Annotated in this window: 25 protein-coding genes; 16 read left to right on the plus strand and 9 right to left on the minus strand. The window is 56.3% G+C overall.

Features of this window, described 5'->3' with window-relative positions; translation table 11 throughout:
- Positions 1-77 precede the first annotated feature (77 nt).
- Genes L579_RS01320 through L579_RS01345 form a run of 6 tightly spaced genes read right to left on the minus strand, consistent with a single transcriptional unit; the run spans position 78 to position 6,020 of the window.
- Positions 78-734, minus strand: a complete 657-nt coding sequence (locus tag L579_RS01320; protein WP_021182487.1) for a flavin reductase family protein — start codon at positions 732-734, stop codon at positions 78-80.
- Between the two features lies 1 nt (position 735).
- Positions 736-2,160: a M24 family metallopeptidase gene (locus L579_RS01325; RefSeq protein ID WP_021182488.1), complete on the minus strand. Its 1,425-nt coding sequence runs from the start codon at positions 2,158-2,160 to the stop codon at positions 736-738.
- 28 nt (positions 2,161-2,188) lie between these two features.
- Positions 2,189-3,016, minus strand: a complete 828-nt coding sequence (locus tag L579_RS01330) for an ABC transporter permease (protein WP_235056549.1) — start codon at positions 3,014-3,016, stop codon at positions 2,189-2,191.
- Positions 3,003-3,830 carry an ABC transporter permease gene (locus L579_RS01335; protein WP_021182490.1) on the minus strand — a complete coding sequence of 276 codons (828 nt, stop codon included), beginning with the start codon at positions 3,828-3,830 and terminating at the stop codon, positions 3,003-3,005. The genes L579_RS01330 and L579_RS01335 overlap by 14 nt, the downstream gene beginning before the upstream one ends.
- A gap of 9 nt (positions 3,831-3,839) precedes the next feature.
- Positions 3,840-4,889 (minus strand): ABC transporter substrate-binding protein, encoded by a 1,050-nt coding sequence (locus L579_RS01340; protein ID WP_021182491.1) that lies wholly within the window; start codon positions 4,887-4,889, stop codon positions 3,840-3,842.
- Positions 4,890-4,904: 15 nt separating this feature from the next.
- Positions 4,905-6,020, minus strand: coding sequence for an ABC transporter ATP-binding protein (locus L579_RS01345; RefSeq protein WP_021182492.1), 1,116 nt, complete (start codon positions 6,018-6,020; stop codon positions 4,905-4,907).
- 501 nt (positions 6,021-6,521) lie between these two features.
- Here L579_RS01345 and L579_RS01350 point away from each other — a divergent pair.
- Complete coding sequence (locus L579_RS01350) at positions 6,522-7,628, plus strand: sugar phosphate isomerase/epimerase family protein (protein ID WP_021182493.1); 1,107 nt, start codon at positions 6,522-6,524, stop codon at positions 7,626-7,628.
- A 94-nt stretch (positions 7,629-7,722) separates the two neighbouring features.
- Positions 7,723-8,460 carry a GntR family transcriptional regulator gene (locus L579_RS01355; protein WP_021182494.1) on the plus strand — a complete coding sequence of 246 codons (738 nt, stop codon included), beginning with the start codon at positions 7,723-7,725 and terminating at the stop codon, positions 8,458-8,460.
- A 36-nt stretch (positions 8,461-8,496) separates the two neighbouring features.
- On the opposite strand, the gene L579_RS01360 is transcribed toward L579_RS01355, so the two are convergent.
- Positions 8,497-9,969 (minus strand): MFS transporter, encoded by a 1,473-nt coding sequence (locus tag L579_RS01360; RefSeq protein WP_021182495.1) that lies wholly within the window; start codon positions 9,967-9,969, stop codon positions 8,497-8,499.
- Between the two features lie 230 nt (positions 9,970-10,199).
- Between L579_RS01360 and L579_RS01365 the strand changes: the two genes are divergently transcribed.
- Genes L579_RS01365 through L579_RS01380 form a run of 4 tightly spaced genes read left to right on the plus strand, consistent with a single transcriptional unit; the run spans position 10,200 to position 13,928 of the window.
- Positions 10,200-11,108: a glycine betaine ABC transporter substrate-binding protein OsmF gene (locus L579_RS01365; protein WP_021182496.1), complete on the plus strand. Its 909-nt coding sequence runs from the start codon at positions 10,200-10,202 to the stop codon at positions 11,106-11,108.
- 3 nt (positions 11,109-11,111) lie between these two features.
- A complete protein-coding gene (locus L579_RS01370) occupies positions 11,112-12,269 on the plus strand; it encodes an ABC transporter permease (RefSeq protein WP_036624512.1) in 1,158 nt (385 codons plus the stop codon).
- Positions 12,262-13,197, plus strand: a complete 936-nt coding sequence (locus L579_RS01375; protein ID WP_021182498.1) for an ABC transporter ATP-binding protein — start codon at positions 12,262-12,264, stop codon at positions 13,195-13,197. The genes L579_RS01370 and L579_RS01375 overlap by 8 nt, the downstream gene beginning before the upstream one ends.
- Complete coding sequence (locus L579_RS01380; RefSeq protein WP_021182499.1) at positions 13,197-13,928, plus strand: ABC transporter permease; 732 nt, start codon at positions 13,197-13,199, stop codon at positions 13,926-13,928. Before L579_RS01375 ends, L579_RS01380 begins: the two co-directional genes overlap by 1 nt.
- Positions 13,929-14,094: 166 nt before the next feature.
- On the opposite strand, the gene L579_RS01385 is transcribed toward L579_RS01380, so the two are convergent.
- A complete protein-coding gene (locus tag L579_RS01385) occupies positions 14,095-14,832 on the minus strand; it encodes a MerR family transcriptional regulator (protein WP_021182500.1) in 738 nt (245 codons plus the stop codon).
- A 149-nt stretch (positions 14,833-14,981) separates the two neighbouring features.
- Between L579_RS01385 and L579_RS01390 the strand changes: the two genes are divergently transcribed.
- The 3 genes from L579_RS01390 to L579_RS01400 are packed head-to-tail and all read left to right on the plus strand — an operon-like array spanning position 14,982 to position 16,518.
- Entirely contained in the window at positions 14,982-15,545 is a 564-nt protein-coding gene (locus L579_RS01390; protein ID WP_021182501.1) for a helix-turn-helix domain-containing protein, read from the plus strand.
- Positions 15,542-16,069 carry a GNAT family N-acetyltransferase gene (locus tag L579_RS01395; protein ID WP_021182502.1) on the plus strand — a complete coding sequence of 176 codons (528 nt, stop codon included), beginning with the start codon at positions 15,542-15,544 and terminating at the stop codon, positions 16,067-16,069. Before L579_RS01390 ends, L579_RS01395 begins: the two co-directional genes overlap by 4 nt.
- Positions 16,066-16,518 carry a GNAT family N-acetyltransferase gene (locus L579_RS01400; protein WP_021182503.1) on the plus strand — a complete coding sequence of 151 codons (453 nt, stop codon included), beginning with the start codon at positions 16,066-16,068 and terminating at the stop codon, positions 16,516-16,518. The genes L579_RS01395 and L579_RS01400 overlap by 4 nt, the downstream gene beginning before the upstream one ends.
- Before the next feature lie 115 nt (positions 16,519-16,633).
- On the opposite strand, the gene L579_RS01405 is transcribed toward L579_RS01400, so the two are convergent.
- A complete protein-coding gene (locus L579_RS01405; RefSeq protein WP_021182504.1) occupies positions 16,634-17,605 on the minus strand; it encodes a LysR family transcriptional regulator in 972 nt (323 codons plus the stop codon).
- A 146-nt stretch (positions 17,606-17,751) separates the two neighbouring features.
- Between L579_RS01405 and argH the strand changes: the two genes are divergently transcribed.
- The 7 genes from argH to L579_RS01440 are packed head-to-tail and all read left to right on the plus strand — an operon-like array spanning position 17,752 to position 24,760.
- Positions 17,752-19,179 carry an argininosuccinate lyase gene (gene argH, locus L579_RS01410; protein ID WP_021182505.1) on the plus strand — a complete coding sequence of 476 codons (1,428 nt, stop codon included), beginning with the start codon at positions 17,752-17,754 and terminating at the stop codon, positions 19,177-19,179.
- 10 nt (positions 19,180-19,189) lie between these two features.
- Complete coding sequence (locus tag L579_RS01415) at positions 19,190-20,062, plus strand: amino acid ABC transporter permease (protein WP_021182506.1); 873 nt, start codon at positions 19,190-19,192, stop codon at positions 20,060-20,062.
- 12 nt (positions 20,063-20,074) lie between these two features.
- Positions 20,075-20,839 (plus strand): amino acid ABC transporter ATP-binding protein, encoded by a 765-nt coding sequence (locus L579_RS01420; RefSeq protein WP_021182507.1) that lies wholly within the window; start codon positions 20,075-20,077, stop codon positions 20,837-20,839.
- 18 nt (positions 20,840-20,857) lie between these two features.
- Complete coding sequence (locus tag L579_RS01425; RefSeq protein ID WP_021182508.1) at positions 20,858-21,679, plus strand: ABC transporter substrate-binding protein; 822 nt, start codon at positions 20,858-20,860, stop codon at positions 21,677-21,679.
- A gap of 13 nt (positions 21,680-21,692) precedes the next feature.
- Complete coding sequence (locus L579_RS01430) at positions 21,693-22,538, plus strand: polysaccharide deacetylase family protein (RefSeq protein ID WP_021182509.1); 846 nt, start codon at positions 21,693-21,695, stop codon at positions 22,536-22,538.
- Positions 22,531-23,409, plus strand: a complete 879-nt coding sequence (locus L579_RS01435) for a polysaccharide deacetylase family protein (RefSeq protein ID WP_021182510.1) — start codon at positions 22,531-22,533, stop codon at positions 23,407-23,409. The genes L579_RS01430 and L579_RS01435 overlap by 8 nt, the downstream gene beginning before the upstream one ends.
- The gene (locus L579_RS01440; protein WP_021182511.1) at positions 23,402-24,760 is read left to right on the plus strand and encodes an MmgE/PrpD family protein; all 1,359 of its coding nucleotides are present in this window, start codon (positions 23,402-23,404) and stop codon (positions 24,758-24,760) included. The genes L579_RS01435 and L579_RS01440 overlap by 8 nt, the downstream gene beginning before the upstream one ends.
- Positions 24,761-24,841 lie beyond the last annotated feature (81 nt).

Consider the following 24,841-nt stretch of genomic DNA (forward strand, 5'->3'; position numbering starts at 1 on the left):
TAATTATTTATTACCCCTCGTTGGGGGGATATATGGTGAAAAAAGATAAAAATCAGGAATGGTGTTTTAGTTTGCGTTTATTTAATCGCCTGGCGTTCCTCCCATTGCTCTTTAGTGAGCGTTTTAATATCGAATTGATCGCGTGTGCGGCAATAGGTATTTCCCCCCATACGCCCCACCGCATCCATCAGTTGTTGGTCTATGTGCAGATTTTCCGGGTTGACCGCATCACTGCGCACATATACCCCGACCACCTCACCCAGAATGATTTCTCTCGCCGGGCCAACCTGTAAGGTGGTATGACGGCGGCACTCCAGTGCCGCAGGGGCAGCGAGAATGCGCGGGCTGTGCACGTATTGGCCCGGCACGGTTTCCAGACCGGCCTCCTCCAGTTCATTGACCTCGGGACCAAATTTAATGGCACAGATCTCCATCTGATCCACCAGGGCATCATCGACGATATGCACCGTAAACTCGCCCGTTTCACGGATATTGCGTGCGGTGTCTTTGAAACGCATATCGGCATAGTTCTCCACACCGATAGCGACAATCGCCGGGTCGTGAGTCAGTACATTGAAAAAGCTGAACGGGCCGGCATTGGGAACACCGTCGCGGCTGACCGTGGTCACCAGGGCAACCGGGCGCGGAATTACCGTGCCAATCAAAATCTTGTAACGCTCACGTTCGGTTAATGACGCAAAGTCAAAAAAAGTATGTGATGTTGGCTGGCTCATCTCAGGCTCCGCTGTCAATACGATATGTTTCAAGGGGGGTGTGATGGCTAAGATTTTCAAAACCGTCTTTGGTGACAACATAACAATCGCCAATGTTGCAGCCTGCCGCCAGCGGTTCCAGCCATTGGCTATGGAGCACAAATACCATCCCTTCTTCCAGGCGATCGTAGTTATGAGAGGAGATGTTGAAGCTGTTTTGCGCGCCAGCCATACCGATGGAGTGACCCAGATTGGGATTGTGTGGTCCATAGGTGGCAGGGTAGACATGCATCAGCTTGCGCCCCTGGGCTTCCCAGTCGATATCGCGAACATACTGTTGGGGGATCAGACGTGCGCCACCGTCAGGCATGGGTGACCAGTTGTAGGGCATGGTGCGAGCTTCGGCTGACGTCAGCATGCCCTGTTCGATCATCGGTTCGAAGGCAGCGTTGTTGATATCCCGCATCAGTGCGCCGGGCTTAATTAAACGCTCCGCACGTTTCACACCGTCGGTACAGGCTGTCAGCACCTTCTCCTGGTGCGGAGTGATATCACCCACGGCAATCATGCGCGCGGTCTGCGCGGTGTAACCCCGCCAGGTGACATTGGAAATGTACAAATTGATCAGATCACCGGCACGCACCACATGACCATAAGGCTTACCGCAGTGGGTACCAAATTCGTTGATACCAATCTGGTAGCCATCCCCGGTCTCACCACCAAACGCCATCTGTGCTGCCGTAAACGCCGCGAAGATCTCATGGTCGGTGACACCCGGTTTTGTCACATGATATGCCGCCTGCGTGCCAATACTGATCAACTGTGCTGCGGCCCGGAACATCTCAATTTCACGGGGTGAACGGACTTTCTGCATGCGGTCCAGAATTGGGTTGTCGGCAATAAATTTATTGCGCGGCATCAGCGACGCCAGGGCCGCCCAGAAAGTGAGGGAGGTACGATCGCCGATACTGCCAATTTGCGCGTTCACTAACCCTAACCGTGTGAGGATCTCCGCACATTTCTCGGCCGTTTTGATTACCGAGTCACCGGGACGATCTGCGTATTCACGACCAATCGGACCAATCTGCCAGATTTCATCCACCAGCAACGGCTCACCACCCGGTGGCAACAATACCGACTGGGTAAAAAAGGAGAGTAGCGTCAGCGGTTTATCACTATCAGTCGGGATAATGAGCACACCTTCTCGCATCCAGTCACAGATATAACGCAGATACGCATTTGAGGCGTGGAACCAGCCCACGCTCCCGGCGTGGACGATCAGCGCATCGTGTCCGGCTTCAACAGCCTGGCGGCGAATTTTGCGCAGACGTTCGGCAAACTCCTCCTCCGGCAATGGTAACGGGGCTGAAAACGTAAAATCTGGCTGGAAATCGGCAAGCAGAGAGCCAATGCGATAGCCAGCGGGCTGAGTCGCATGAGTGTTCATAGGTGAATCCTTGTACTTGATTAAGTCATTAATTTTGTGGGCGTGGAGCCAGCACACGGCGTGCAACCAGCAAACCGAGCAAGGTGACGGCGATGAGAATCCCTGAGATAGCGGCCACACGGACATCGAGTGACTCTTCAATCAGAGCAAACATTCGCAGCGGCAACACCGTGGTTGAAGCATCTGCAAGAAACAGCGAAACCGTGACGTTATCCAGTGACTGAATAAACACCAGAAACGCACCAGCCAGAATGCCGGGCATCAACAGTGGCAACGTGACACGACGAAGCGTCATAAACCAACTGGCCCCCATAGTGGTTGATGCTTCCGCCAGAGAGGGGTTAAGTCCCTGGGCCACAACAGACGCGGCGCGATACATCAACGGGCCAAACACCACGATATGCCCGGTAACGGTCAACCACAGCGATGGCTGGAAACCAATAAAGTTGGCGACGATCAATGCTGCCAGCCCATAGACCAGGCTGGGTAACACCAGCGGAGCAAGCAGTAATGGCTCGATGCTGTTCACGGTTTTACGTTTCATCCGCGTCATACCAATGCTGGCGGGCACGGCAAACAGCAGCGATCCCAATACCGCCAATCCGGCGATTTTCAGTGAGTTCCATGCCGCTATGTGTTCAGTACCCGAGCGCACCGGGTCGAGCAGCGCTTCATACCAGCGCAATGAAAATCCTTCCGGTGGATATTTCAGTGTTTGCCCGGCGGTGAAGGACATCATCAGAGCAATCACAATCGGTGCGACCAGGTAAATCAGGCACAGCGTGCCAAAGCCATACACAAAGACTTTGTACAGCAGGGCCGGAACGGGATTTTCGCGTCGATTAAGCATGACCATTCAATCTCCTGTGACGTGAAATCATGGTGAGTGCCACCAGCAGACAGCCAGTCGAAAGCAGCAATACCACGGCAATGGCGGAAGCGAGAGGCCAGTCGAACAGCGTACCGACTTCGCGATAAATCAGCTGTGGCACGTACACATTACGTGCACCACCAATCACGGCCTGGGTGACGAACGAGCTGCTGGTACTGGCGAATACCAGGATCCAGCCTGCCAACAGGCCTGGTAACATCAGTGGCAGCATCAGGGTGATCAAAATGCGCCAGGGGCCAGCTCCTGAGACTTGTGCCGCTTCGGTGAGTGAGTATTGGGTGCGGGTCAGAATGGCGATCAGCGGCAAAATGATCAGCGGCAGATCAATCTGACACATTGCCATGACCAGACCGAGCTCCGTAAACATCAGGCTGGTCGGCATTCCGGTAATGCCAAGCGCCATTAATGCTTCGCTGATTGGTCCCTGACGTCCCAAAATGACAATCCAGGCGAACGTTCTCACTACGTTACTGGTCAGCATCGGGATTAGCGTCAGGAAAATGATCACCTGACGTAAGGTTCGCCCGCTATGCCAGTAAAGCAACGCGATAGGTACGCCCAGCAGGGTGGTGCCGATAACTGTTTCCAGTCCCAATCTCGCGGTGTTAATCAACACACGAAAGTTGAATTCATCACCGAAAAAACGGGCGTAGTGATCCAGGGTGACACCACCTTTAGTGATGAAACTAAATCCGACCAAAACCGCGAGCGGCGTTGCGAAGAACACCACGGAGAGCAATAGCATGGGGACAACGTAAGGAAAGCCGCTCTGTTTCATCACATCACCTTATCCGGCAACAATGGTGTCAAATTCGCGAATCCAGGCATCACGATTTTTGTTGATGCTGTTCCAGTCGGGGTAGACCAGAGTCTTAAGCTGATCGCGCGTGACATAGGCGGAGATTGCCGGTGTCAGCGCAACATCGCTGTTGGTCGGGAACATTTCAGCCGGTGGCAATTTGAATTGATCCTGTGCAGCCTGGGAGATGGCCGCATCCATATAGGCGTAGACGGCATCGGCATTTTTGGTGCCCTTCGTCAGATGAATATTGACCGGTGCCGCTGGAGATCCCGTTTCCGGATGGACGAACTCGCAGTTCATCCCCAGACTCTTCAGGCGTGCCACGTTGCTGGTACTGCACATGAATACCGCGATCTCCCCCTGCTGGAACAAGGTCATTTGATGATTGGTGCTATCAACAATGCTCTTTAACTGCTCAGGATGATCCTTGAACAACTTAAACACGGCCGCCATGTCATCTGGCCCGGAGCCATAGATTTTGGCGATTTCGGTGTAAGCCATGACCGCGGTGTTGGAGGCAAAACCAGTCCAGGAGACCAGGCCTTTGTAGGCGGGGTTTTCGAACAGATCTTTATAACCCTTCGGACGTGGCACAAGGTCCGGGTTATAGGCGATGCCGTTGACTTCTACCGTAACCGTTGGGCCATATTCACCCTGAAAACTCGGATCGAGGAGATGCCAGTTTTTCAATCTGGAGGGATCGATTTTCTGGATAATGTCATTCTGAATGGCAATGGTCATTTGCCCTGGCGACATTAACAGCGCGTCATAAGGGGGATTACCGGGGCTGGCCATCACTTTTGCCAACTGGTCTTGTGCCAACGCAGGGGCAATGGTCAGGCCATACCCCTCTTTTTTCATGATCGGGGTCAGTATGTTGCGATAGGCATCTTCCCAGTTCCCCGGAAAGGTGGCAGCAATTGCGGTTTCTTTCTCTGCCGCCAGCGCACGTAGTGACACCGGTAGCAAGGAGGTTGCGGCTGCTCCTGCCAACAATTGACCGAACCGACGACGACTAATCTCAAAGTTTTTCATGATGTTCACCTCTATTTAATCACTCAGGGTTTGCGGTTCAGCCGGAAAGGCATGACAGCGTGTCGTATCGATCTCAGCAAAAAGCTGCGATCCGGGAAGGGGGATGCGGGTTCCGGGGACTCTGACCTCAGAAGCCCGCAGCGTAGTACCACAATCAAGCATCAGGTCGTGCACCAGCACGGGCCCCAGTGGGACGGAAACCGTCAGCCTTGCTGGCTGACACTGTTCTCCAGGCTGCGCTGACAAACGTACTTCTTCAGGACGGAATGTGATGGTGACTTTCGAGCCGGTGGTAAAATTCAGACGGCGAGGCAGACGCAGCGTTTTGTCACCAGACAGGCCGATCAACGTGGTGTCGTTATCAAAGCGCAGTACGGTGCCAGCTAACTGGTTGGTTTGGCCAATAAAGGTGTTTACGAACAGTGATTTGGGCTGATCATAAACTGCCATCGGTGTGTCGATCTGCTCAACATGGCCTTTGTTCATCAACACCAAACGATTGGCGAGGCTCTGCGCCTCCTCCTGATCGTGCGTCACGATTAGCGTGGTGATCCCCAGCGTTTTTTGCAGGTGTAACAATTCCACCTGTAAATCAAAACGCAGCGCGCGATCCAGTGCTCCAAAAGGCTCATCCAGCAACAGCAGAGAAGGGCGACCTGCTATGGCCCGGGCAACTGCAACGCGTTGCTGCTGACCACCGGAAAGCTCACGCGGCAGACGATTGCCATATTCGCTGAGGCGCACCATTGCCAGCATCTCTTCAACACGCTGTTTACGTTCAGCACGCGAAACTTGCTGACAAGCGAGCGGATAGGCGATGTTTTCGGCGACAGTGAGATGGGGAAACAGAGCGTAGTTCTGGAAAACCATGCCGATACCCCGCGCCCTGGCCGAGACCAGGGCCAGATCCTGATTGCCCAGTTCAATTTTTCCAGCTTTAGGCTGAATAAGTCCGGCAATTGCCCTTAACACGGTGGATTTACCACAGCCGCTTGGCCCCAGCAGTGCCACTATTTCACCGGGTTCAATCGTGAAAGAGACATCGCTGATTGCGTTGTTGCCACCGTAGCTGTGAGTAAGGCCCTGAACGTTCAAGCGCTTACGTTCGGACGAGTTCTGCATATCTGCCATAGTGCTTCCCTGGTTCTGAGTCGCGAGATGAAACGAAAAATTCACATGGAAAAGGAGTTGCAAGGGGTATGCCAGGATCACAGGTCGTTGGGTTTATTTATCATAACTAATGGAATTATAATGATAATTATCTTTTAAAATATGTGCGAAAGTTTGTGCGAAAATTAGTGATACTGAATTTCATTAAGTAAATTCGGAATGATTTTTCACTAAATTGGTGCGTTCTTATCATCAGAATGGTGCAGAACCACCGGTAATGGGGCAACGGGGGAGGAAAAAATGAGGGTTTCAGGCTGCGATCGGGATTGGTTGACTGAAAATCCTCTATCTACAATATTAATTTTATTGAATATTGTTTATCACTAACTTAATAATTAACTTTATACAAAAAATTATTAAATTTATTTTGTTGTTTATCAATGAATTAAAATTATTTTCCAGGCCGATGGCATGCTGCTTGCAGGTGCTGTATCGACACACCATCCCAAAAAGGAGTACGACATGAAATTAGGTATCGACGGTTTAAAACTGCCTGAAGCAAAAAAACGTGGTCCCTTAGCGAGTCTTGAACATGCAAAAGCACTGGGTTTGAGCGGGATTTTTTTCAGCACATTACTGGATATGAGTCCCGATCTGGACAAAGGGCGGTTACGTGATATCCGTGCGAAAGCAGATGAACTGGGTCTGTATCTGGAAGGGGGACTTGGTAAAATCAACCCTTACTGTAGCGCTGAATCTCCTGAGCTGCGTGACATTGGCAACGGCGATATTATCGCCGGTTTGACGCGAATGATAGAGGCGGGGGCGGAGATAGGTTGCTGCGAGTTGTGGGTTTCTCCGGGTAACTTCAAACCGGCCTATCCAGGGCGTCTGGCGGTGGATCGCTTCCGCACCGACGTGACCTGGGATGAACAATTGCTGGCTATGGAAAAGGTGTTGCGCAAGCTGGCACCTGTCGCACGCGCCAATGGAGTGCATATGAATATTGAAACCCACGATGAAATCACCTCATTTGAAATTTTGCGACTGATTGAATCTGTGGGTGAGGAGTGCGTTGGCGTTGTACTGGATACCGCGAATATGTTGCAACGCGGTGAGCATCCCGTCTTTGCTGTCCGTCGTCTGGCCCCCTGGGTGCGGCAGACCCATATTAAAGATGCCTATATTGGGCGCGCGCCTGGCGGCCTGGATTTTCAGCCCCGTCCCTGTGGCATGGGGATTGTCGATTTTGCCGCCATCCTGCCGCTGCTGGCTGAGGTAAACCCGCAACTGCATCTGTCGCTGGAGATTGCCCAGTCATCTGACGATAAACGTCGTGCGGCCAATCCGCGTCAGTGTATCCAGATTGATGACCCTCTGTGGCGCGCTGGCCACCCTGATCTAACCGGGGAGGAGCTGGAAGCCTATTTTGCCATGTTAAACGCTTATGAGAAGCGGGTCACAGCAGGGGAAATTCCCGATTGGGCGAGCTATGAAAGTGCCAATTATGGCTACCCCAGTTATGAGCACCAGCATTATGGTTTTGCACAGGCATTAGGATTTATTGAACAATCTGCCAGCCATATTCGCAACATCTGTGCCGAAAAGGGTATCGTGTTAACACGATAAGTTACGCAAGAATATTATCACAAAGATAGATAAGCCGTTTTACGGGCTGTTATGATAGTGCAGTCGACGTGTTGGATGAAGTAGGGAGAGGATAATGAAAAAGACACGCAGTCGAGTGACGCCAGCAACCAGTAAGGCTGCCAGTAGCGCTGACAGCCATGATGATGTCTCAGAGCGAATTCGTATCACGCTGGCCACGGCCATCGGGGAAGGGGCGCTAAAGCCAGGTAGCAAGATCCTGGAAGAAGCCATCGCTGAACATTTTGGCGTGAGCAGAACAGTGGTGCGGGGCGCACTTGGCGTGCTGGAAAGCGATCATTTGCTGGAAAGAAAGCGCAACCGCGGCACCTTCGTGGCTGAACCCAGCATAGATGAAGCGAAAAGTCTTTTTGAAGCGCGGCGTAAATTAGAGGCGATCTTGCTGGCGTTGATCGTCGAGCGGGCAACCATCGCAGAACTTAACGCGCTGGAAAAACTGGCGGATGAAGAAGAGCATATTCATCAGCATGGCGACGAGAAATCAAAAACGGTGCTGTCAGGTAAGTTTCACATCGTTCTGGCGGAGATGGCGGGTAATGCCGTGCTGACAGAAATGTTATCTAAAATCGTAGCCCGACTGTCGCTGGTGATGGCGTTATATGAAGAGAATCATAAAGATGATTGTGGGGCAGACCATCACCGCATGATCGTCGCGGCGCTGAAAGAAAAGGACCTTTCGCGTGCGCAGCAATTGATGGATCACCATCTGGCCGACATTGAGGGACGGGTCAGACTGACTGAAGGGCAGGGCGATCGTTACTCCTTCCTGTCGGTGCTGGAGAACTTCTCCTGAATGTGGCGGCGCGATAAAACGCGCCGCCACAAATGATTACCGGGCGTTAAAATCCTCGGCATCGACATCGTAACCCGATGGCTCCCAGCGAATCGCCAGCAGCGCCAGCAGACCAGCCAGCGGTGCGAGGAAAATCACCCAGAACACTCCGGTGCCGAACGCGGCGACCAGCAGCGGGAACACAAACAGCGACACGGTAGAACTGCCACGCATCAGCGTCTGGTTAAAACCAACGCCCACGCCGCGCAGCGAGGTCGGATAGCTCAGCGACGCAAAGGTCATGGTATGTGAACCGGGACCGAAGCCCTGGCCGAACAGGAACAACGCCAGCATGGCAATCGCCACCGCCGCCTGTTCGCCCCCTTCAGGACGACCAATTAGCGCCAGCCCCAGCAGCGCCACGCACTGACAGGTGTAGCCGGTCACCGACATTTTCCACGCACCGAGACGAGGCACCAGCCGTACCGCCAGCAAACCACCAACAAAAGCAAACAGCAGGTTCAGCGCCAGCGACACCAGAATGGTGGTCAGCATCGACTGTGCAAAGAAGCTGGAGATAATCACCGGCAGACCAAAAGCCACGGCGTTATACGCAAAGGAAGAGGCGATGGAGGTGACGGTCGCCAGAATGGTGCGGCGGCGATAAACACCCTGCAACAGCGCGCCATAGTTACGCCAGCTGGCTTTACGTACGCGGGGTTGTTGGCTCAGATCGGCATCGTCTGCCACCCGGGCATTGATATTGTACGAACGGCGCAAAATCTCTGCCGCGCCGTGCAGGTTGCCCTGGTTAGCGGCCCACACCGGAGACTCGCTCATATAACGGCTGCGGATGGCGATAATCACGATCGCCGGGACCGCACCAAAGCCGAGAATCAAGCGCCACAACCAGTCGGTATGGCTTTCCGGCAACACCGCATACAGCAGCAGCACCAGCAGGTAGGAGATACTGATGGCCGCGTACCAGGTGGGGCACCACATCGCCACGCTGGCGGCTTTATTACCCTGACCGCGCAGTTTGGAAAACTCGGCAAGAAAGGCCATCGCCACCGGTAGATCGATCCCGACGCCCAACCCCATCACAAAGCGCGCACCGCCAAGCACATATTCGTTGGGGGCAAAGGCACAGGCCAGCGCTGCCACCACAAAGAAGAACATATCGGCCATAAACACCCGGTAGCGGCCAATTTTATCCGTCAGATAGCCGCCAATCAGCGCGCCAACGATAGCGCCAAAGGTGATCGCCGCTGCCACCATACCGGTGCCGGTCGGTGTCAGCTGGAACTCGCGGGCCACATCTTTGATACCAAACGCCAGCGCACCCAGGTCATAGGCATCGAGAAACACCCCGCCCAGTGCGATAGCGATGACGATGCGTGCGTTACTGCGCGACTGCTCGCTGTTATTAATCAGGTTTGATACATCGGACGCACTGCGGATCCATTGTGTCTCACCCTGAGGTTGATTCCCTGCCAGCGCCACATGGGCGGGAGAAGTTAAGTCGGACATGATGTTGTTGTCTGTATTTTTGTAAATTTGGGCCTATGAGAATAATCCTCAGTTGGCGGCTGAAAAATTCCATTTGGTTATATGAGCAATGAAATGGTTATAACTGATTTGAAATGGCTAGCAGAAATTGACCGAAGTGAAACCCTAACCGCTGCTTGACCGCGCCCATCCCGGTTCGCCAGGCTACGCTTGTAACTCACCACACGATAACAATACTGAGGGCGAACGCCATGATTAAGCAGGGTTTACTGGGACTGATCGTATTAGCAATGAGCGCCACCGCAGCACAGGCCGCCGACCCGGTGCGGGTGGGGTCAAAGATTGATACCGAAGGTTCGCTGCTCGGCAATATCATCCTGCAAGTGCTGAATAAACATGGAGTGCCGACGGTGAATAAAATTCAGCTCGGTACCACGCAGGTGGTGCGCGGTGCCATCACCGCCGGCGCGCTGGATATCTATCCTGAATACACCGGCAACGGGGCGTTTTTCTTCAATGATGAGAAAGACCCGGCGTGGAAGAATGCACAGCAGGGTTATGAGAAAGTGAAGACCCTGGACGCGGAGAAAAACCATCTGGTGTGGCTCACCCCAGCGCCAGCCAACAATACCTGGACCATCGCGGTACGCAGCGATATCGCCGAGAAAAACAAACTCACCTCGCTGGCTGATCTCAGCCAGTACCTGAAAAAAGGCGGCACCTTCAAACTGGCGGCCTCGGCAGAATTTATCGAACGCAGCGATGCGTTACCGGCGTTTGAAAAAGCCTACGATTTCAAACTTGATCAATCACAGCTGCTGTCGCTGGCGGGCGGTGATACGGCGGTCACCATCAAAGCCGCCGCCCAGCAGACTTCCGGGGTGAATGCGGCGATGGCTTACGGCACCGACGGCCCGGTGGCGGCGCTTGGGCTACAAACCTTAACCGATCCCAAAGGCGTACAACCGATTTACGCACCGACCCCGGTGATCCGCGACGTGGTGCTGAAGCAGTATCCTGACATTGGCAAGTGGTTGCAGCCGGTGTTCAGCAAACTTGATGAGAAGACGCTGCAACAACTCAATGCGCAGATTGCGGTGGATGGCCAGGATGCCAGCCAGGTGGCGCAGCAGTGGTTACAGCAGAATAAGTTGCTGTAACGGGTGGCGCGATTATTCAGGCGACCGCAGCCGGTTTTGCTGGTACTGGTGGTGTTGATCAGCGTGGCGCTTGCCGCGCTGCCAGTGCTGACCTATGCGGCGAACCGGCTGGTTTCAGGTCAGCCGCTGATGCTGTGGCAGATACCTTTGGGCGGATATCTGCTGCTGCCGTTGCTGGCGTTGTGGCTGTTGGTCTTCTTGCCAACCCGGCGCAGCGCGTTGCTGCTGTTGCTCGGCTGCGAATGCCTGTTTGTGCTGCTGGTCTGGCTGAGTGGGCATCAGGCGACACTGCTGGCGCAAAGCGGCAGCCGGCTGGCGCGTACCGCGTTTGGCAGCGGTTTCTGGAGTGCTGCGGCGCTGACGTTGCTGCTGGCGGCAGAGGCGATTCGTCAGCGCCATCGCCAGACAACGTGGCGCATCTTACTCAACCTGCAAATGTGGTTGCTCCCGCTCGCCCTGTTACTGAGCGGCCATCTTAACCAGCTTTCCCTGTTGAAAGAGTATGCCAATCGCAGCACGGTATTTGATGCCGCGTTAATCCAGCATCTGACACTGCTCGGCGGGACCTTGTTGCCAGCCATACTGATCGGTCTGCCGCTCGGCATTGTAATTGCCCGGCGTACGCGCTGGCAGCAAACCGCTTTCAGCGTATTAAACCTGATCCAGACCGTCCCCTCGGTAGCGTTGTTTGGCCTGTTAATTGCCCCCCTGGCCGGGCTGGCAGCAACGTTTCCGTTGCTGGCGAGTTGGGGGATTGCGGGCATCGGTATGGCTCCGGCGCTGATAGCGCTGGTGTTGTACGCGTTGCTGCCGCTGGTGCGTAGTGTGGTGGCCGGTTTGCAGCAGGTGCCTGCGGAGGTACGGGAAACCGCGCGTGGCATGGGGATGAGCCGTTGGCAGCAGTTCTGTTTTGCCGAACTGCCGCTGGCGCTCCCGGTGTGGCTCTCCGGTTTGCGTGTGGTGGTGGTTCAGACGCTGGGGCTGGCGGTGGTGGCGGCGTTGATTGGTGCCGGAGGATTCGGGGCCATTTTGTTTCAGGGGTTATTAAGTAGCGCACTGGATCTGGTGCTGCTCGGGGTGATCCCGGTGGTGGCGCTGGCGGTGATCGCCGATGCGCTGCTGCGCTTACTGGCTGCACTGCTGGAGAGACAATATGATTGAATTTCATCAGGTAAATAAAGTTTTCAACGGCAAAGCAGCGGTGCGCAATCTGTCGCTGCATATTGAGAAAGGCAGTTTCACGGTGCTGATTGGCACCTCGGGTTCCGGTAAATCCACCACCCTGAAAATGATTAATCGACTGGTGGAGCATGACAGCGGGGAGATCCGCTTTGCCGGAGAAGCCATTGAACGGATGGATGCCCGTGCCTTGCGTCGCCGCATTGGTTATGCGATTCAGTCCATCGGGCTATTTCCGCACTGGAACGTCGCGAAAAATATTGCCACCGTACCATCGCTACTGGGCTGGTCACCGGCGCGTATTCGTGAGCGCGTGGCGGAGCTATTGACGCTGCTCAATCTGGACAGCGAGTTGGCGACACGTTATCCGCATCAGCTTTCCGGCGGTCAACAGCAGCGTGTGGGCGTGGCGCGGGCGCTGGCGGCGGACCCTGAGTTGCTGCTGATGGACGAACCCTTTGGCGCGCTCGATCCGGTCAACCGTCAGGCGCTGCAACAGGAGATGCTGCGCATTCACCGCCTGTCCGGGCGCACCATCGTGTTGGTGACCCATGATATCGATGAGGCGCTGACCCTGGCCGACCAGTTGGTGTTAATGGATGGCGGCGAAATTGTCCAGCAGGGCAAACCGATTGAATTGCTGACGCAACCCGCCAGCGATTTTGCGCGTGAATTTTTTGGTCACAGCGAACTCGGCGTACGCTTGCTGGCTCTGGGACGGGCAGGGAGCGTGGTTCGCCGCGGTGAGTGGCTGGAGGCCGAACCGATCGCCGCCGGGTTAACCCTGCGTGAGGCATTGTCGCAGTTTATCGCCCGGCGCACTGACAAGCTGCCGGTGGTGGATCAACACCAGCAACCGCTCGGCGTGCTGCACTTCAGCGATTTGTTGCGTCAGCGCGAGGCGAGTTGATGAGCTGGCTGAAAGATCCGCTGTACTGGCTGCTGGCGTTGTTTCTGCTGCTGCTGTGGGGACTGCCGCACAGCGCGCCGCTGTTTGCCCACTGGTTTCCACAACTGGAACGGCCATTATATCAACAGGATAGTTTTTGGCGGCTGGCGGTGGCGCATCTGTGGCTGGTGGTCAGCGCCAGCGCGCTGGCGATTGTCGTTGGGGTGAGTTGTGCGGTGTTTGCCACCCGGCGTAAGGGGAGGGCGTTTCGGCCGCTGCTGGAAACCCTCGCCGCCGCCGGGCAGACCTTTCCGCCGGTAGCCGTGCTGGCGATTGCGGTGCCGGTAATGGGGTTCGGCGCGACCCCGGCGGTGATGGCGTTGTTTCTGTATGGTTTGCTGCCGATTTTGCAGGGTACGCTGGCTGGTCTTGATAGCGTACCGGCCAGCAATCGCGAGATTGCCACCGGTCTGGGCATGGGGCCGTGGCGGCGTTTATGGCAGATCGAACTGGCGCTGGCAGCACCGGTTATCATGGCCGGGGTACGCACCTCGGTGATGATCAATATCGGCACCGCAGCAATCGCCTCAACCGTCGGCGCGGAGAGTCTGGGATCGCCGGTGATTATTGGCCTGAGCGGCTTTAACACCGCCTATGTCATTCAGGGGGCACTGCTGGTGGCGCTGCTGGCGTTGGTGTGCGATCGTCTGCTTGAACGCGTGCAGCGCTGGCTTAGTTGGCGTGCAGAATAAGGCTGTAGCCTACCAGCATCAGGCCGCCCATGCCGCCCAGCGCCATCACGGCAAACAGGGTAGAGATGAAGATTTTTTGCCAGTTCATGTCAAAACCTGAGAAATGTCATTGAGGGCGGCATGATAACGCGCACATCAGCCGAGGCAAAGGCCGATGTGTGCGTTTTTACGCGTTGGGGTCGTGGAGGTGAACGTTAAAGCCCTGGGCCTGCCAGTGCTCCAGTTGTTCATGCTGACGACGGGTGAGCTTTTTGCCGGTCCAGACAAACAGATTCTGGCCGGGGAATAACTCCGGGCGCGGCAGTTCCAGCGGTTCCGCCAGCACATCCATACGCCATCCCTGTTGCGAGAGACGCCAGGCTTCCAGCCAGATGCGGGTGCGATCGTCAACGCCCCAGCCAATCATCAGCGCATCTTTGCCGGCTTTTTTACGCGATCCGGTCAGGCAAAACGCCACGTAATCTATTAACGCGCCATCAAGCAGGCTGCACATGGCGCGTGCGGTGTTTTGATCTAATCCGAGACGCTGGCGAACCGGCACAATCACATGATCAATCAGCGCATCCACCGGATGCTCACGTCCGACCGTGGCGATCTTGGCACGCAACTTTGAAGGTCTGACATGGCGCAGTACGCTCATCAGTTCTTCCTGCAACGTATTCCAGCCGTCGTGCACATTGACGCTTTCCCCTTCCAGCAGGGCCTTGACCTTGCCAACGGGCACGCCGCTTTCTATCCAGCGCTTGATCTCTTCAATGCGCTGAACATCTTCGTCGTCAAACTGACGGTGACCACCTTCGGTGCGCTGGGGCTTTAACAGACCGTAACGTCGCTGCCATGCGCGAAGTGTTACCGGATTGATTCCACAGCGTTCGGCAACGTCGCCGATACTGTATAAGGCCATATCTTCCTCAATATACTGACCTGCATCGCCACACCTTAACCGCGGCGAATAAGTTGTACAACATATTTTTCCGTGTACAACTTGACGGAGATGGTGCTTTCAGGTTTTATCTCAATTATGAGATCGTTTCCCATAATTGAGAGGTGATAATGTCTGAACCGGATACCGAAGATCGGCTGGCCGCTCGTTTGGCTGAATTGCGCCTGCAACGCGGCTGGTCACTGGATGAACTGGCGATGGCCACCGGCATCAGTCGGGCCACATTGTCGCGCATTGAGCGCGCCGAGACCAGTCCAACGGCAGCATTACTCAATCGACTTTGTGTCGCCTATGGCCTCACCATGTCGCGCCTGCTGAGTGAGGTCGAAGACGACGCGCTGTTGTTACTTAAACCCGAACAGCAGCCGGTGTGGGTCGATGAACTGAGTGGCTTTCAGCGCCGCAACGTTTCGCCGCCTGCCACTCATTTTAGAGCAGAAATGGTGGAAGGGGTGTTACAACCCGGTTCGCGTATTGATTATGACGCGCCGCCGATTCAGGGGCTGGAGCAGCATATCTGGTTACAGTCCGGCGAGCTGACCATCAGCATGGATGCGCAAAGCTGGACCTTGCAGGCGGGTGACTGCCTGCGCTTCCATCTGACCGGCAAATCCTCCTTTACCGCGCACCCGCAGGGTGGTGCACGTTACATTCTGGTGGTGTGCAAACCATGATTGAGATCGAACAGCTTAGCGCCAGCCAGGCGCAGCCTCTGGTGGGGGCGTTATGTGATGTGTTGCAGGGATGTGTGGCGGAGGGGGCCAGCGTCGGGTTTATCGATGCCAACGATCGTGCGGTGATGGAACGTTTCTGGCAGGACAAAATCTTCAGCCTTGCCAGCGGCGACAATCAACTGCTGGTGGCACGCCTGCACGGAGAGATCGTGGCGACGGTGATGGTGGGGTACAGCGCCATGCCGAACGGTCGCCACCGCGCTGAGATCAGTAAGCTGCTGGTGCACCCGCGCGCACGTCGCATGGGGATTGGACGTCGGTTGATGCAGCAGGCGGAACAGTTGGCGGTGGAGAACGGCAAAACCTTACTGGTGCTGGACACGCGCAGCGGCGATGTGGCGACCGATCTCTACCTGTCGCTCGACTGGAAAATTGCCGGCTCCATTCCTCACTATGCCGAATCCACCGCCGGGGTGCTGGACGCCACAACGGTGATGTTTAAAACCTTGCGGCTGCCTGCATGATCGTGGTGACGCCGGAGTCGCTTCAGCAGCCGGACGCTGAATGGTTGCTGGATCGTCTGTCAGCTACCCTGGCACAGTTGACCGGCAGCAGCGGGCGTGCCAGCTTTGATCCCGACGCAATGCAGCAGCCGGGCAGCTGTTTCGTGATCGCGCGTGATGAGCAACGCAGGCCGGTGGGCTGTGGCGCGTTTCGCCCGCTGCAACCTGGGGTGGCGGAGCTGAAACGCATGTATGCGTTAAACGCCGGGCAGGGCATTGGCGCAGCGATTTTGCAGTATCTGGAGCAGCAGGCGCGGACGCAAGGCTATCAGGCGATGTGGCTGGAGACGCGCAAGGTGAATCAATGCGCGTTAAGGTTTTATGCCCGCCATGCGTATCAGCCGATTGCACCCTTTGGACATTATGTGGGTAATACGGCGGCGCAGTGTCTGGGGAAAGTATTGGATTGATTTTTGTACATATCACGCTGTTCAATGTCAGCCAAAACCCGCGCGATAAATCGCGCCGCTACGTCAGGTGCGAACATCGGTAGCGGCGCGATTTATCGCGCGGGCGTGCACCAAATCAGTGCGCTGCTTCCGCCTCCGGGATCGCCAGCGCCTGCATAAACAGCTTAATAATCGGATTTATTTTGCGGCCCTTCTTCATCATCAGGCAGAACGGATTCTCCATACGAATCGATTCATCCCCCAATTCACACAACTGGCCGCGTGCAATAAACGCCGCCGCGTAGTGTTCGGGTAAATAGCCAATAAAATGCCCGGTCAGAATCAGCATGGCGACGGATTCAACCTGAACAGCCTGTACGCCGCTGTCCTGTAATGGAATAAGTCGTCGTGCATCGCGCGGCGTAACATATAAATGATTTATGACTTTTTGTTCGCGTAATAATGCCAGCGATATTTTATGGTCGGCGCTGCCGGAATAAAGTGGATGACCAGCAGAGCAATATAATTTCGAATATTCTTTATATAACGGGAAGTAATCGAAATCACTTTTCATTTCATAAACCGGCGCAATACCGCAATGAAAACGCCCTTCGCTAATACCGCGTTCAATATCATCTAATTGTGCCGTTTGCAGACGGATTTGTACCTTTGGTGCATTCTGGTGCAGCTGTTGCACCGCGCTGGTGACCGGGGAGTGCGGGTCGGAGATGGTGTTATCCACCACGCAAATCGCGATGTCGCCCAGCAGCTCGTTGCGGCTGTTGTGCAGCCGCTCGCGGAACAGATTAAGCGAGACGAACAGCTCCAGCGTCGCCTGATAGACGTTGATACCGTACTGCGTCAGTTCAAAGCCTTCGCGCCCACGGCTGCACAGCGTCATGCCGAGACGAATTTCCAGATCGGAAACCTGTTTACTGATTGCTGCCAGACCAATATTCAGCTCGTGGCTGGCGGCAGTTAATCCACCGGCTTCTACCACGCATTTAAATACGCGTAGCAATTTTAAATCGATATTACTTAATGCCAGCACCGCATTGTCGCTGCGATTGATTGCATTGTTTCCAGACTGGGAAACTTTACTTTCCATCTTTGCTATTCAACTCCGGAATTATTGCGGTGAAAGTGTAGTGAACCTGAAATGTGCCGCGTTTACCAGCGTAGCAATAAAATAAGTTTTTATTATCGCTGGTGCCTAATTCATCTCGCTATTGATTATTGGTAAGGGGAAATTGCATGTCTGAGAAAGCAGAACTGTTATGGGGTGCGCGTTTTAAAGCCGCACCGGCGGCCAGTTTAACCGCGCTGTCGCGTAGCCCGGATTACTACTTTGCCCTGGCTCCTTACGATTTTGCTGGCTGCCGTGCCCACGCCCGTGAACTGGCGCGTGGCGAACTGCTGAGCGACGCGGAACTGAGCACCATGCTGGCGGCGATTGATGAGTTGGATGCTGAGTTCCGCGCCGGTCAGTTGCATCCCATCGCGGCGGATGAAGATGTGCATACCTTTGTCGAGCGCGCACTGACCGAACGCTTAGGGCCGCTGGGCGGCAAGCTACGCGCCGGTCGTTCACGTAACGATCAAACCGTCAACGACCTGCGCCTCTACCTGCGCGATAACGGCCGTAAGGTGGTCACCGCGCTGCTCGGGCTGCAACAGGCATTGGTCGAGCAGGCGGCACAGCACACCGAAAGCGTGGCACCGGGCTTTACCCATCTGCAACAGGCGCAGCCGATTGTCTTTGGTCATCAGTTGCTGGCGCATGCGCAATCCTTCGCCCGCGATATCGAGCGTATGCAGGACTGGGATCGCCGTAGTGCGCGCTGCCCGCTCGGCGCGGCGGCAATGGCCGGTTCCGCCATTGCGCGTCAGCCAGAATTAGCCGCCGCCGACCTGGCCTATCTCGCGCCGTGCGAGAACTCAATTGATGCGGTTGCCAGCCGTGACTACGCTGCCGAATTCCTGTTTGTCACCAGCATGATTGGCATCAACCTGTCGCGCCTGTGTGAAGAGGTGTGCATGTGGGCCTCGCGTCAGTTCCGCTGGGTTGAGCTACACGACAGCTACGCCACCGGTAGCTCGATCATGCCGCAGAAGAAGAACCCGGATATCGCCGAGTTGACGCGTGGCCGTTCGGGCCGCCTGGTCGGCAACCTGACGGCGCTGCTCACCACCATGAAAGCGATGCCGCTGTCTTACAACCGCGACCTGAGCGACGACAAACGCAACGTGATTGACGCCGTCGATACCCTGTTGCTGGTGCTGCCTGCGATGGCCGGCATGATGGCGACGCTGAAATTCAACACCGAGGTGATGCGTGAGCAGGCCCCGGATGGTTTCACCCTGGCGACGGAAGTGGCCGACTGGCTGGCGATGCGCGGCGTGCCGTTCCGTGAAGCACACGAAATCACCGGTCAACTGGTACAGCTGTGCGAGCAGCAAGGTTGTGGCTTGTCCGATCTGAGCGATGCGCAGTTACAGGCGGTCGATAGCCGTCTGACCGCCGAAGTCCGTGGCGCACTGACGCTCGAATCCGCGCTGGCAGTCCGTAACGGTTACGGCGGCACGGCACCGGTGCGGGTACGCGAGCAACTGGCGCGTCTGCAAACCCTGATGCAGGCCCAGCAACAGTGGGCTGACGACTACGCTGGCCCGCGCGCCTGAGGAGACGCTGATGTCGCAATCGACCACCACCGCAACCAACAACGTCAGTAGCCAACCGCATTACGATCTCGATCGTTATCAGGTGGTGCCGCGCCGTTATTATGGCCGTATCACCGCCTCGGCGGTCATCCTGATCCTGCTGGCGTTGCTGGTTAACGCCTTTGCGCACGGCAATATCGAATGGTCGTTTGTCGGCCAGTTCTTTACCGCCAAAGCGATTCTCGACGGGGTGGTCAACACCCTGATTATGTCCGTGCTGGCGATGGGCTTCGGCGTGTTGTTCGGGGTGATCACCGCCATCATGTACATGTCGCCGAACCCGGTGCTGCACTACATCGCGGTTGGTTACGCCTGGATCTTCCGTGGCACGCCGCTGATTCTGCAACTGCTGTTGTGGTTCAACCTGGCGTTGGTGTTTCCCACCATCAGCATTCCCGGCGTGTTCAGCGTACAAACCGTCACCGTCATGACACCGTTCCTCGCGGCACTGCTCGGCCTGAGCATCAACCAGGGGGCGTACACCTCCGAAGTGGTACGTGCCGGTCTGCTGTCGGTGGATACCGGTCAGTACGAGGCGGCGAAAGCCATCGGTATGCCGCGTTTGCAGGCGTTGCAGCGCATTATTTTGCCGCAGGCGATGCGCGTCATCCTGCCGCCGGTAGGCAACGAATTTATCAGCATGATCAAGACCACCAGTCTGGCGAGCATGATCCAGTACTCGGAACTGCTCTACAACACCCAGAACATCTACTTCGCCAACGCACGCGTGATGGAACTGCTGTTTGTGGCCGGTATCTGGTACCTGATTGTGGTGACGGTGCTGTCGTTTGGTCAGAGCCAGCTGGAACGCTACTTCTCACGCGGCCATCGCCGTCGTCACTAAGGAGTGAGAGAGATGAGAAACATCGTGCGCGCCGTCAAGGTGAACAAATATTTCGACCAGTTCCACGCCTTGAAGGATGTCAGCCTTGAGGTGAATTACGGCGAGGTGATGTGCATTCTCGGGCCATCCGGCTCCGGTAAAAGCACCTTTCTGCGCTGTATCAACCAACTGGAGAAAATCGACCAGGGGGGGATCTGGGTCGATAACGAACTGGCGGGCTACCGTATCAACGGCAACAAACTTTACCCGTTGAGTGATAAGCAGATCGCCCGCCAGCGCCTGCAAACCGGCATGGTCTTTCAGCGCTTCAATCTGTTCCCGCATAAAACCGCGCTGGAAAACATCATCGAAGGACCGTGCCGCGTGCTGCTGCGTCCGAAACGTGAAGCCAGCGAAGAGGCGATGGCGCTGCTGGATCGCGTCGGACTGGCGCACAAAGCCCACGACTACCCACAGTCGCTGTCCGGCGGCCAACAGCAGCGCGTGGCGATTGCCCGTGCGTTGGCGATGAAACCGAAATTAATGCTGTTTGATGAACCTACCTCGGCACTCGATCCGGAAATGGTCGGCGAAGTGCTGGCGGTGATGCGTCAACTGGCAAAAGAAGGCACCACCATGCTGGTCGTTACCCATGAAATGGGCTTTGCCCGTGAAGTGGCGAACCAGGTGGTGTTTATGGACGAGGGACGCATTATCGAGCAGGGCGCACCGGAAGACATTCTGTTGAACCCGCAAAACCCACGGATGAAAAACTTTATCAACGCGATTCTTCTTTAACTGACCGGGGTGATTTGAATGAAAAAACTGTTACTGAGCGCCGTAAGTGCCGCGCTGTTGCTGCAATCGTCGGCCTGGGCCGATATCGCTGTGCCAGCGTCGATCAAAGAGAAAGGTTTGACCGTGGCGATCATGCCGAACTATCCGCCGATGGATTTTAAAGATCCGGCCAGCAACCAGTTGACCGGCGTCGATTACGATCTCGGCATGGCGATTGGTCAGAAGCTGGGCGTGAAGATCAACTGGCAGGAGATCGCGTTTGAACAGATGGTCAACGCCGTGGTGACCAAACGCGTTGATATGGTGATGTCCGGTATGACCGACACCAAAGAACGCCAGAAGGTGGTTAACTTTATCGACTACTTCAAAACCGGCCCGCAGTTCTACACCTTATCCGCACGCAGCGACATCAACAGCGCGATGGATTTGTGCGGCAAGCGCGTAGGCACCAGCCGTCGCACCACCTTCCCGCAGGAAATTGCTAACTGGAGCAAAGCCCACTGCGAAGCCGCCGGTAAGCCCGCCATCATTGTGGTCGGGGCGGAAGGGACGGCGGATGCCCGCACTCAGTTGCGTCAACGTCGTCTGGATGGCGCGGTACAGGGCAGCGAAACCCTGCCGTACATCATGAACCTGGAAAAGGGCACCTTTAAGCCGCTCGATAAAGCCTTCTCCTTCCAGTACACCGGCATGGCGATCGGTAAAGATGCATCGGATCTGACCACCGCCGTGCAGGGCGCGCTGGATGCGATGATTGCCGACGGCACTTACCAGAAGATCCTCAGCAAATGGGGTCTGGGCGACAACGGTGTGGCAAAAGCCACGGTAAACCAGGGCTAACAGGAGGCGGCTGATGCAACAACCGGGCGCAGTGCGCTGGCCACAGGGCAGGCGCGGCTGTATGGCGCTGGCGTTTGACCTTGATGGTCCCACCGGCGATGCCATGTTGAATGGCAGCCTGTGGTCGACGCCGGAGTATTTCACCTTTGGCGCTTACGGGCCGTACCGCGCGCTCGGGCGTTTGCTCGATCTGCTGCGGGCGTTTCAACTGCCCGCCACCTTCTTTGTTCCCGCGTGGGTGGTGGAGCAGTGGCCGCAGCAGTGCCAGGCGATTATTGAGCAGGGCCACGAAGTGGCTTATCACGGCTATCGCCACGAATCTTTCTGGGCGATTTCGCCGGAAGAACAACGGGCGGTGATGGCAAAATCGGCGGCGATCTTTAAACAATATCTCGGCATTACCGCTTGTGGCTTTCGCACGCCGTCAGGTGACTGGCATGCAGAAACGCCGCAGATCCTGCGTGACGCTGGGGTGATCTACTCCAGCAGTATGCGCGGCGACGATCGTCCCTACAGCATCCCGGTAGCTGGACATACGCCGCTGGTGGAAATCCCCGGCAAATGGGAGATGGATGATTACGCCTCGCTGGCCTATACGCGCCAGCCGGACTTCCCGAAAGGCGGCGATCGTATTGCCAGCTATGCCCACACCCGCGACAACTGGCAGCGCGAATTTGATGGCGCGATGGATGAGGGCTTATGCCTGACCACCCTGTTCCATCCGAAAATCTCCGGTCAGCCAGGGCGGTTGCTGCTGCTGGAGCAGCTGTTTGAACATATGACGGCGCGCGATGATGTGTGGTTTGCGCGTTGCGATGCGGTGGCGCAGTGGTACTTGCAGGAGCAGCAGCATGACTGAATCTTCCCGCTGGCCGCTGGGCTTCCAGTCGGCGGCGATTATCACCATCGATTTTAACGATATTCATGGAATTCTCACCCAGGCACCGGCGGTGGCAGGGCGCGACAAAACCCTGTCGGTATGGCGCTATGGCACGCTGCGCGGCGTCGAGCGTCTGTTGAGCCTGCTGGCGGAAAAACAGCTCAAAGCCAGTTGGTGTCTGCCTGCGATTGTGGCGGAGGAGCAGCCGGAGTGGGTGCAACGCATCATCGCTGATGGCCATGAAATCGCCTGTAGCGGCGACCGCCATGAGGATTTCTCCACGCTGACCCTGGAACAACAAATTGCCAGCATCACGCGGGGTTGCGACAAACTGGCGCAATTAACCGGACAACCGATACAGGGTTTCCGCACCCCGGCAGGTCAGTGGAAGCCGGGGCTGGCACAGGCGTTGATTGAGCAGGGAATTCGCTGGTCCTCCAGCTGGCGCGGAGACGATCTGCCCTATTTCCACCCTGGCACCCGGCTGGTGGAACTGCCGATGCACTACACGCTGGAAGATGAACCCTATTTTGCCTTTAACCTCAGTCCGGCGATTCCGCCGGGACAGTCGCGTATTGCCCCCTATGGCGAAACCCTCGACAACCTTACCCAGGATTTCCGCGGTTTCCATCGTTTTGGCCTGTGTTATCTGCTGCGTTTGCACCCGGAGATCATCGGCACGGCCGGACGCATTGGTCTGCTGCGCTCGCTGCTCGATACGCTGCAACAACACAACGTATGGATCGCCACGGCGCAGCAGGTGGCAGCGCACTGGCAGACCCAACCCGACAACGGCGCGGATCATCCGGCTGAAGTTTTCACCCGCATCATCGGAGAGAACAATGCTTAATCAGCTGGCGAGTTTTATTGCTGAAACCCGTTTTGACCAGTTGCCTGTGGCGCTGGTGGAGCAGGCTAAACGTCACTTCCTCGATACACTTGGCGCTTCGCTGGCGGGTAGCGATAGCCCGATCTGGCGTGAGTGTCAGACGCTGGTCGAGGCTGAGGGCGGTTATGCTCAGGCGCAGGTGTGGGGCAGCGCGCAACAGGTCAATGCCCGTCAGGCAGCATGGCTGAATGGCGTGGCGGCGCATATGTATGAGCTGGACGATACCGGTGGCTGTGACCATTCCGGTGCGGTGGTGATCCCGGCATTGCTGGCGGTGCTGCCGCTGGCCCCGCAGCCGGTGAGTGGCCAGGCGCTGCTGACCGCAATGGTGATCGGTTATGACATTGGGCGTCGGGTGCTGGAGGCTTGCGGCGGTTATTCGGCGCATAACGGTGCGGGCTGGCACTCCACCGCCAGCTGTGGCGTGTTTGGCGCGGCGGCAGCGGTGTGTTCGCTGTTGCAACTCACCCCGGCGCAAAGCGCTTCGGCGCTGGGTATTGCGGCCAGTTTCAGTGGGGGATTGTGGGGCTTTATTCACGACGGTTCGCATACCAAAAAACTGCACGCAGCGCGTGCGGCGGAAGGTGGGGTACAGGCAGCACTGCTGGCGCAACGTGGCATCAGCGGTCCTGCGGCGGTCTTCGAGCCGCGCTGGGGTGGCTTCCTGCAAACCCTGGCGCTGGACACTCAGCAGCCCGAGGCGCTGGTGGCCGATCTCGGCGTGGTGTGGAAGCTGGCGCGCTGTTCGATCAAGCCCTATGCCGCCTGTCGTGGCACCCATTCGGCAATTGATGCGCTGGGTATGCTGTTGCAGCAACAAGCGCTGGCGACCGCAGATATCGCGCGCATTGTGGTGGGGTTGAACCCCTTCCTGCTGGAGATGTGTGGCACCCGTGATGTCGCCAGCCTGGCGGCGGCGCAGATGAGTTTGCCTTATGCGCTGACGGCGCGCGCGTTGTATGGCGCGGCAGACCTGGCCAGCTATGATGAGGCAAAACGCCAGCATCCTGATGCAGAAGCCTTGATGGCGCGGGTGGAGCTGGTGATCGATCCTGAGCAGAACCGCGACGCTGAACCCTGGGTGCGGCTGGAGACGGTGCAAGGTGAGCAGTGGCAGCAACATGTGGCGGTGCCGTCCGGAGCACCCGCCAATCCGCTGAGCCTGGAGGCACTGCTGGCGAAATACCGTAGCCTCGCGGCGCGCGTCCTGCCAGAAGAGCAGGTGGCGCAGTTGGAAGCGATGTGCATGACGCTGGATGACATTAGCGATGTCAGTCAGATTGCGGCGTTACTGGCAGTCAAACAACATTAACGTTGCGCGATGAATCGCGCCGCTACACATATTGGTACATCAACGTTGCGCGATGAATCGCGCCGCTACACATATTGGTAC

Origin of the sequence: Pantoea sp. AS-PWVM4, from assembly GCF_000468095.1 — a bacterium.
GTDB classification, from domain to species: Bacteria; Pseudomonadota; Gammaproteobacteria; order Enterobacterales; family Enterobacteriaceae; genus Pantoea; species Pantoea phytobeneficialis.

Excerpts from the sequence above, each read along its gene's own strand:
- L579_RS01395 (WP_021182502.1), top strand. The coding sequence starts at position 15,542 with ATGATTGAGATCGAACAGCTTAGCGCCAGCCAGGCGCAGCCTCTGGTG.
- L579_RS01430 (WP_021182509.1), top strand. The coding sequence starts at position 21,693 with ATGCAACAACCGGGCGCAGTGCGCTGGCCACAGGGCAGGCGCGGCTGT.
- L579_RS01400 (WP_021182503.1), top strand. The coding sequence starts at position 16,066 with ATGATCGTGGTGACGCCGGAGTCGCTTCAGCAGCCGGACGCTGAATGG.
- L579_RS01375 (WP_021182498.1), top strand. The coding sequence starts at position 12,262 with ATGATTGAATTTCATCAGGTAAATAAAGTTTTCAACGGCAAAGCAGCG.
- L579_RS01380 (WP_021182499.1), top strand. The coding sequence starts at position 13,197 with ATGAGCTGGCTGAAAGATCCGCTGTACTGGCTGCTGGCGTTGTTTCTG.
- L579_RS01415 (WP_021182506.1), top strand. The coding sequence starts at position 19,190 with ATGTCGCAATCGACCACCACCGCAACCAACAACGTCAGTAGCCAACCG.
- L579_RS01420 (WP_021182507.1), top strand. The coding sequence starts at position 20,075 with ATGAGAAACATCGTGCGCGCCGTCAAGGTGAACAAATATTTCGACCAG.
- L579_RS01340 (WP_021182491.1), bottom strand. The coding sequence starts at position 4,889 with ATGAAAAACTTTGAGATTAGTCGTCGTCGGTTCGGTCAATTGTTGGCA.
- L579_RS01335 (WP_021182490.1), bottom strand. The coding sequence starts at position 3,830 with ATGAAACAGAGCGGCTTTCCTTACGTTGTCCCCATGCTATTGCTCTCC.
- L579_RS01360 (WP_021182495.1), bottom strand. The coding sequence starts at position 9,969 with ATGTCCGACTTAACTTCTCCCGCCCATGTGGCGCTGGCAGGGAATCAA.
- L579_RS01365 (WP_021182496.1), top strand. The coding sequence starts at position 10,200 with ATGATTAAGCAGGGTTTACTGGGACTGATCGTATTAGCAATGAGCGCC.
- L579_RS01320 (WP_021182487.1), bottom strand. The coding sequence starts at position 734 with ATGAGCCAGCCAACATCACATACTTTTTTTGACTTTGCGTCATTAACC.
- L579_RS01440 (WP_021182511.1), top strand. The coding sequence starts at position 23,402 with ATGCTTAATCAGCTGGCGAGTTTTATTGCTGAAACCCGTTTTGACCAG.
- L579_RS01350 (WP_021182493.1), top strand. The coding sequence starts at position 6,522 with ATGAAATTAGGTATCGACGGTTTAAAACTGCCTGAAGCAAAAAAACGT.
- L579_RS01355 (WP_021182494.1), top strand. The coding sequence starts at position 7,723 with ATGAAAAAGACACGCAGTCGAGTGACGCCAGCAACCAGTAAGGCTGCC.
- L579_RS01345 (WP_021182492.1), bottom strand. The coding sequence starts at position 6,020 with ATGGCAGATATGCAGAACTCGTCCGAACGTAAGCGCTTGAACGTTCAG.
- argH (WP_021182505.1), top strand. The coding sequence starts at position 17,752 with ATGTCTGAGAAAGCAGAACTGTTATGGGGTGCGCGTTTTAAAGCCGCA.
- L579_RS01405 (WP_021182504.1), bottom strand. The coding sequence starts at position 17,605 with ATGGAAAGTAAAGTTTCCCAGTCTGGAAACAATGCAATCAATCGCAGC.
- L579_RS01385 (WP_021182500.1), bottom strand. The coding sequence starts at position 14,832 with ATGGCCTTATACAGTATCGGCGACGTTGCCGAACGCTGTGGAATCAAT.
- L579_RS01435 (WP_021182510.1), top strand. The coding sequence starts at position 22,531 with ATGACTGAATCTTCCCGCTGGCCGCTGGGCTTCCAGTCGGCGGCGATT.
- L579_RS01390 (WP_021182501.1), top strand. The coding sequence starts at position 14,982 with ATGTCTGAACCGGATACCGAAGATCGGCTGGCCGCTCGTTTGGCTGAA.
- L579_RS01425 (WP_021182508.1), top strand. The coding sequence starts at position 20,858 with ATGAAAAAACTGTTACTGAGCGCCGTAAGTGCCGCGCTGTTGCTGCAA.
- L579_RS01325 (WP_021182488.1), bottom strand. The coding sequence starts at position 2,160 with ATGAACACTCATGCGACTCAGCCCGCTGGCTATCGCATTGGCTCTCTG.
- L579_RS01330 (WP_235056549.1), bottom strand. The coding sequence starts at position 3,016 with ATGGTCATGCTTAATCGACGCGAAAATCCCGTTCCGGCCCTGCTGTAC.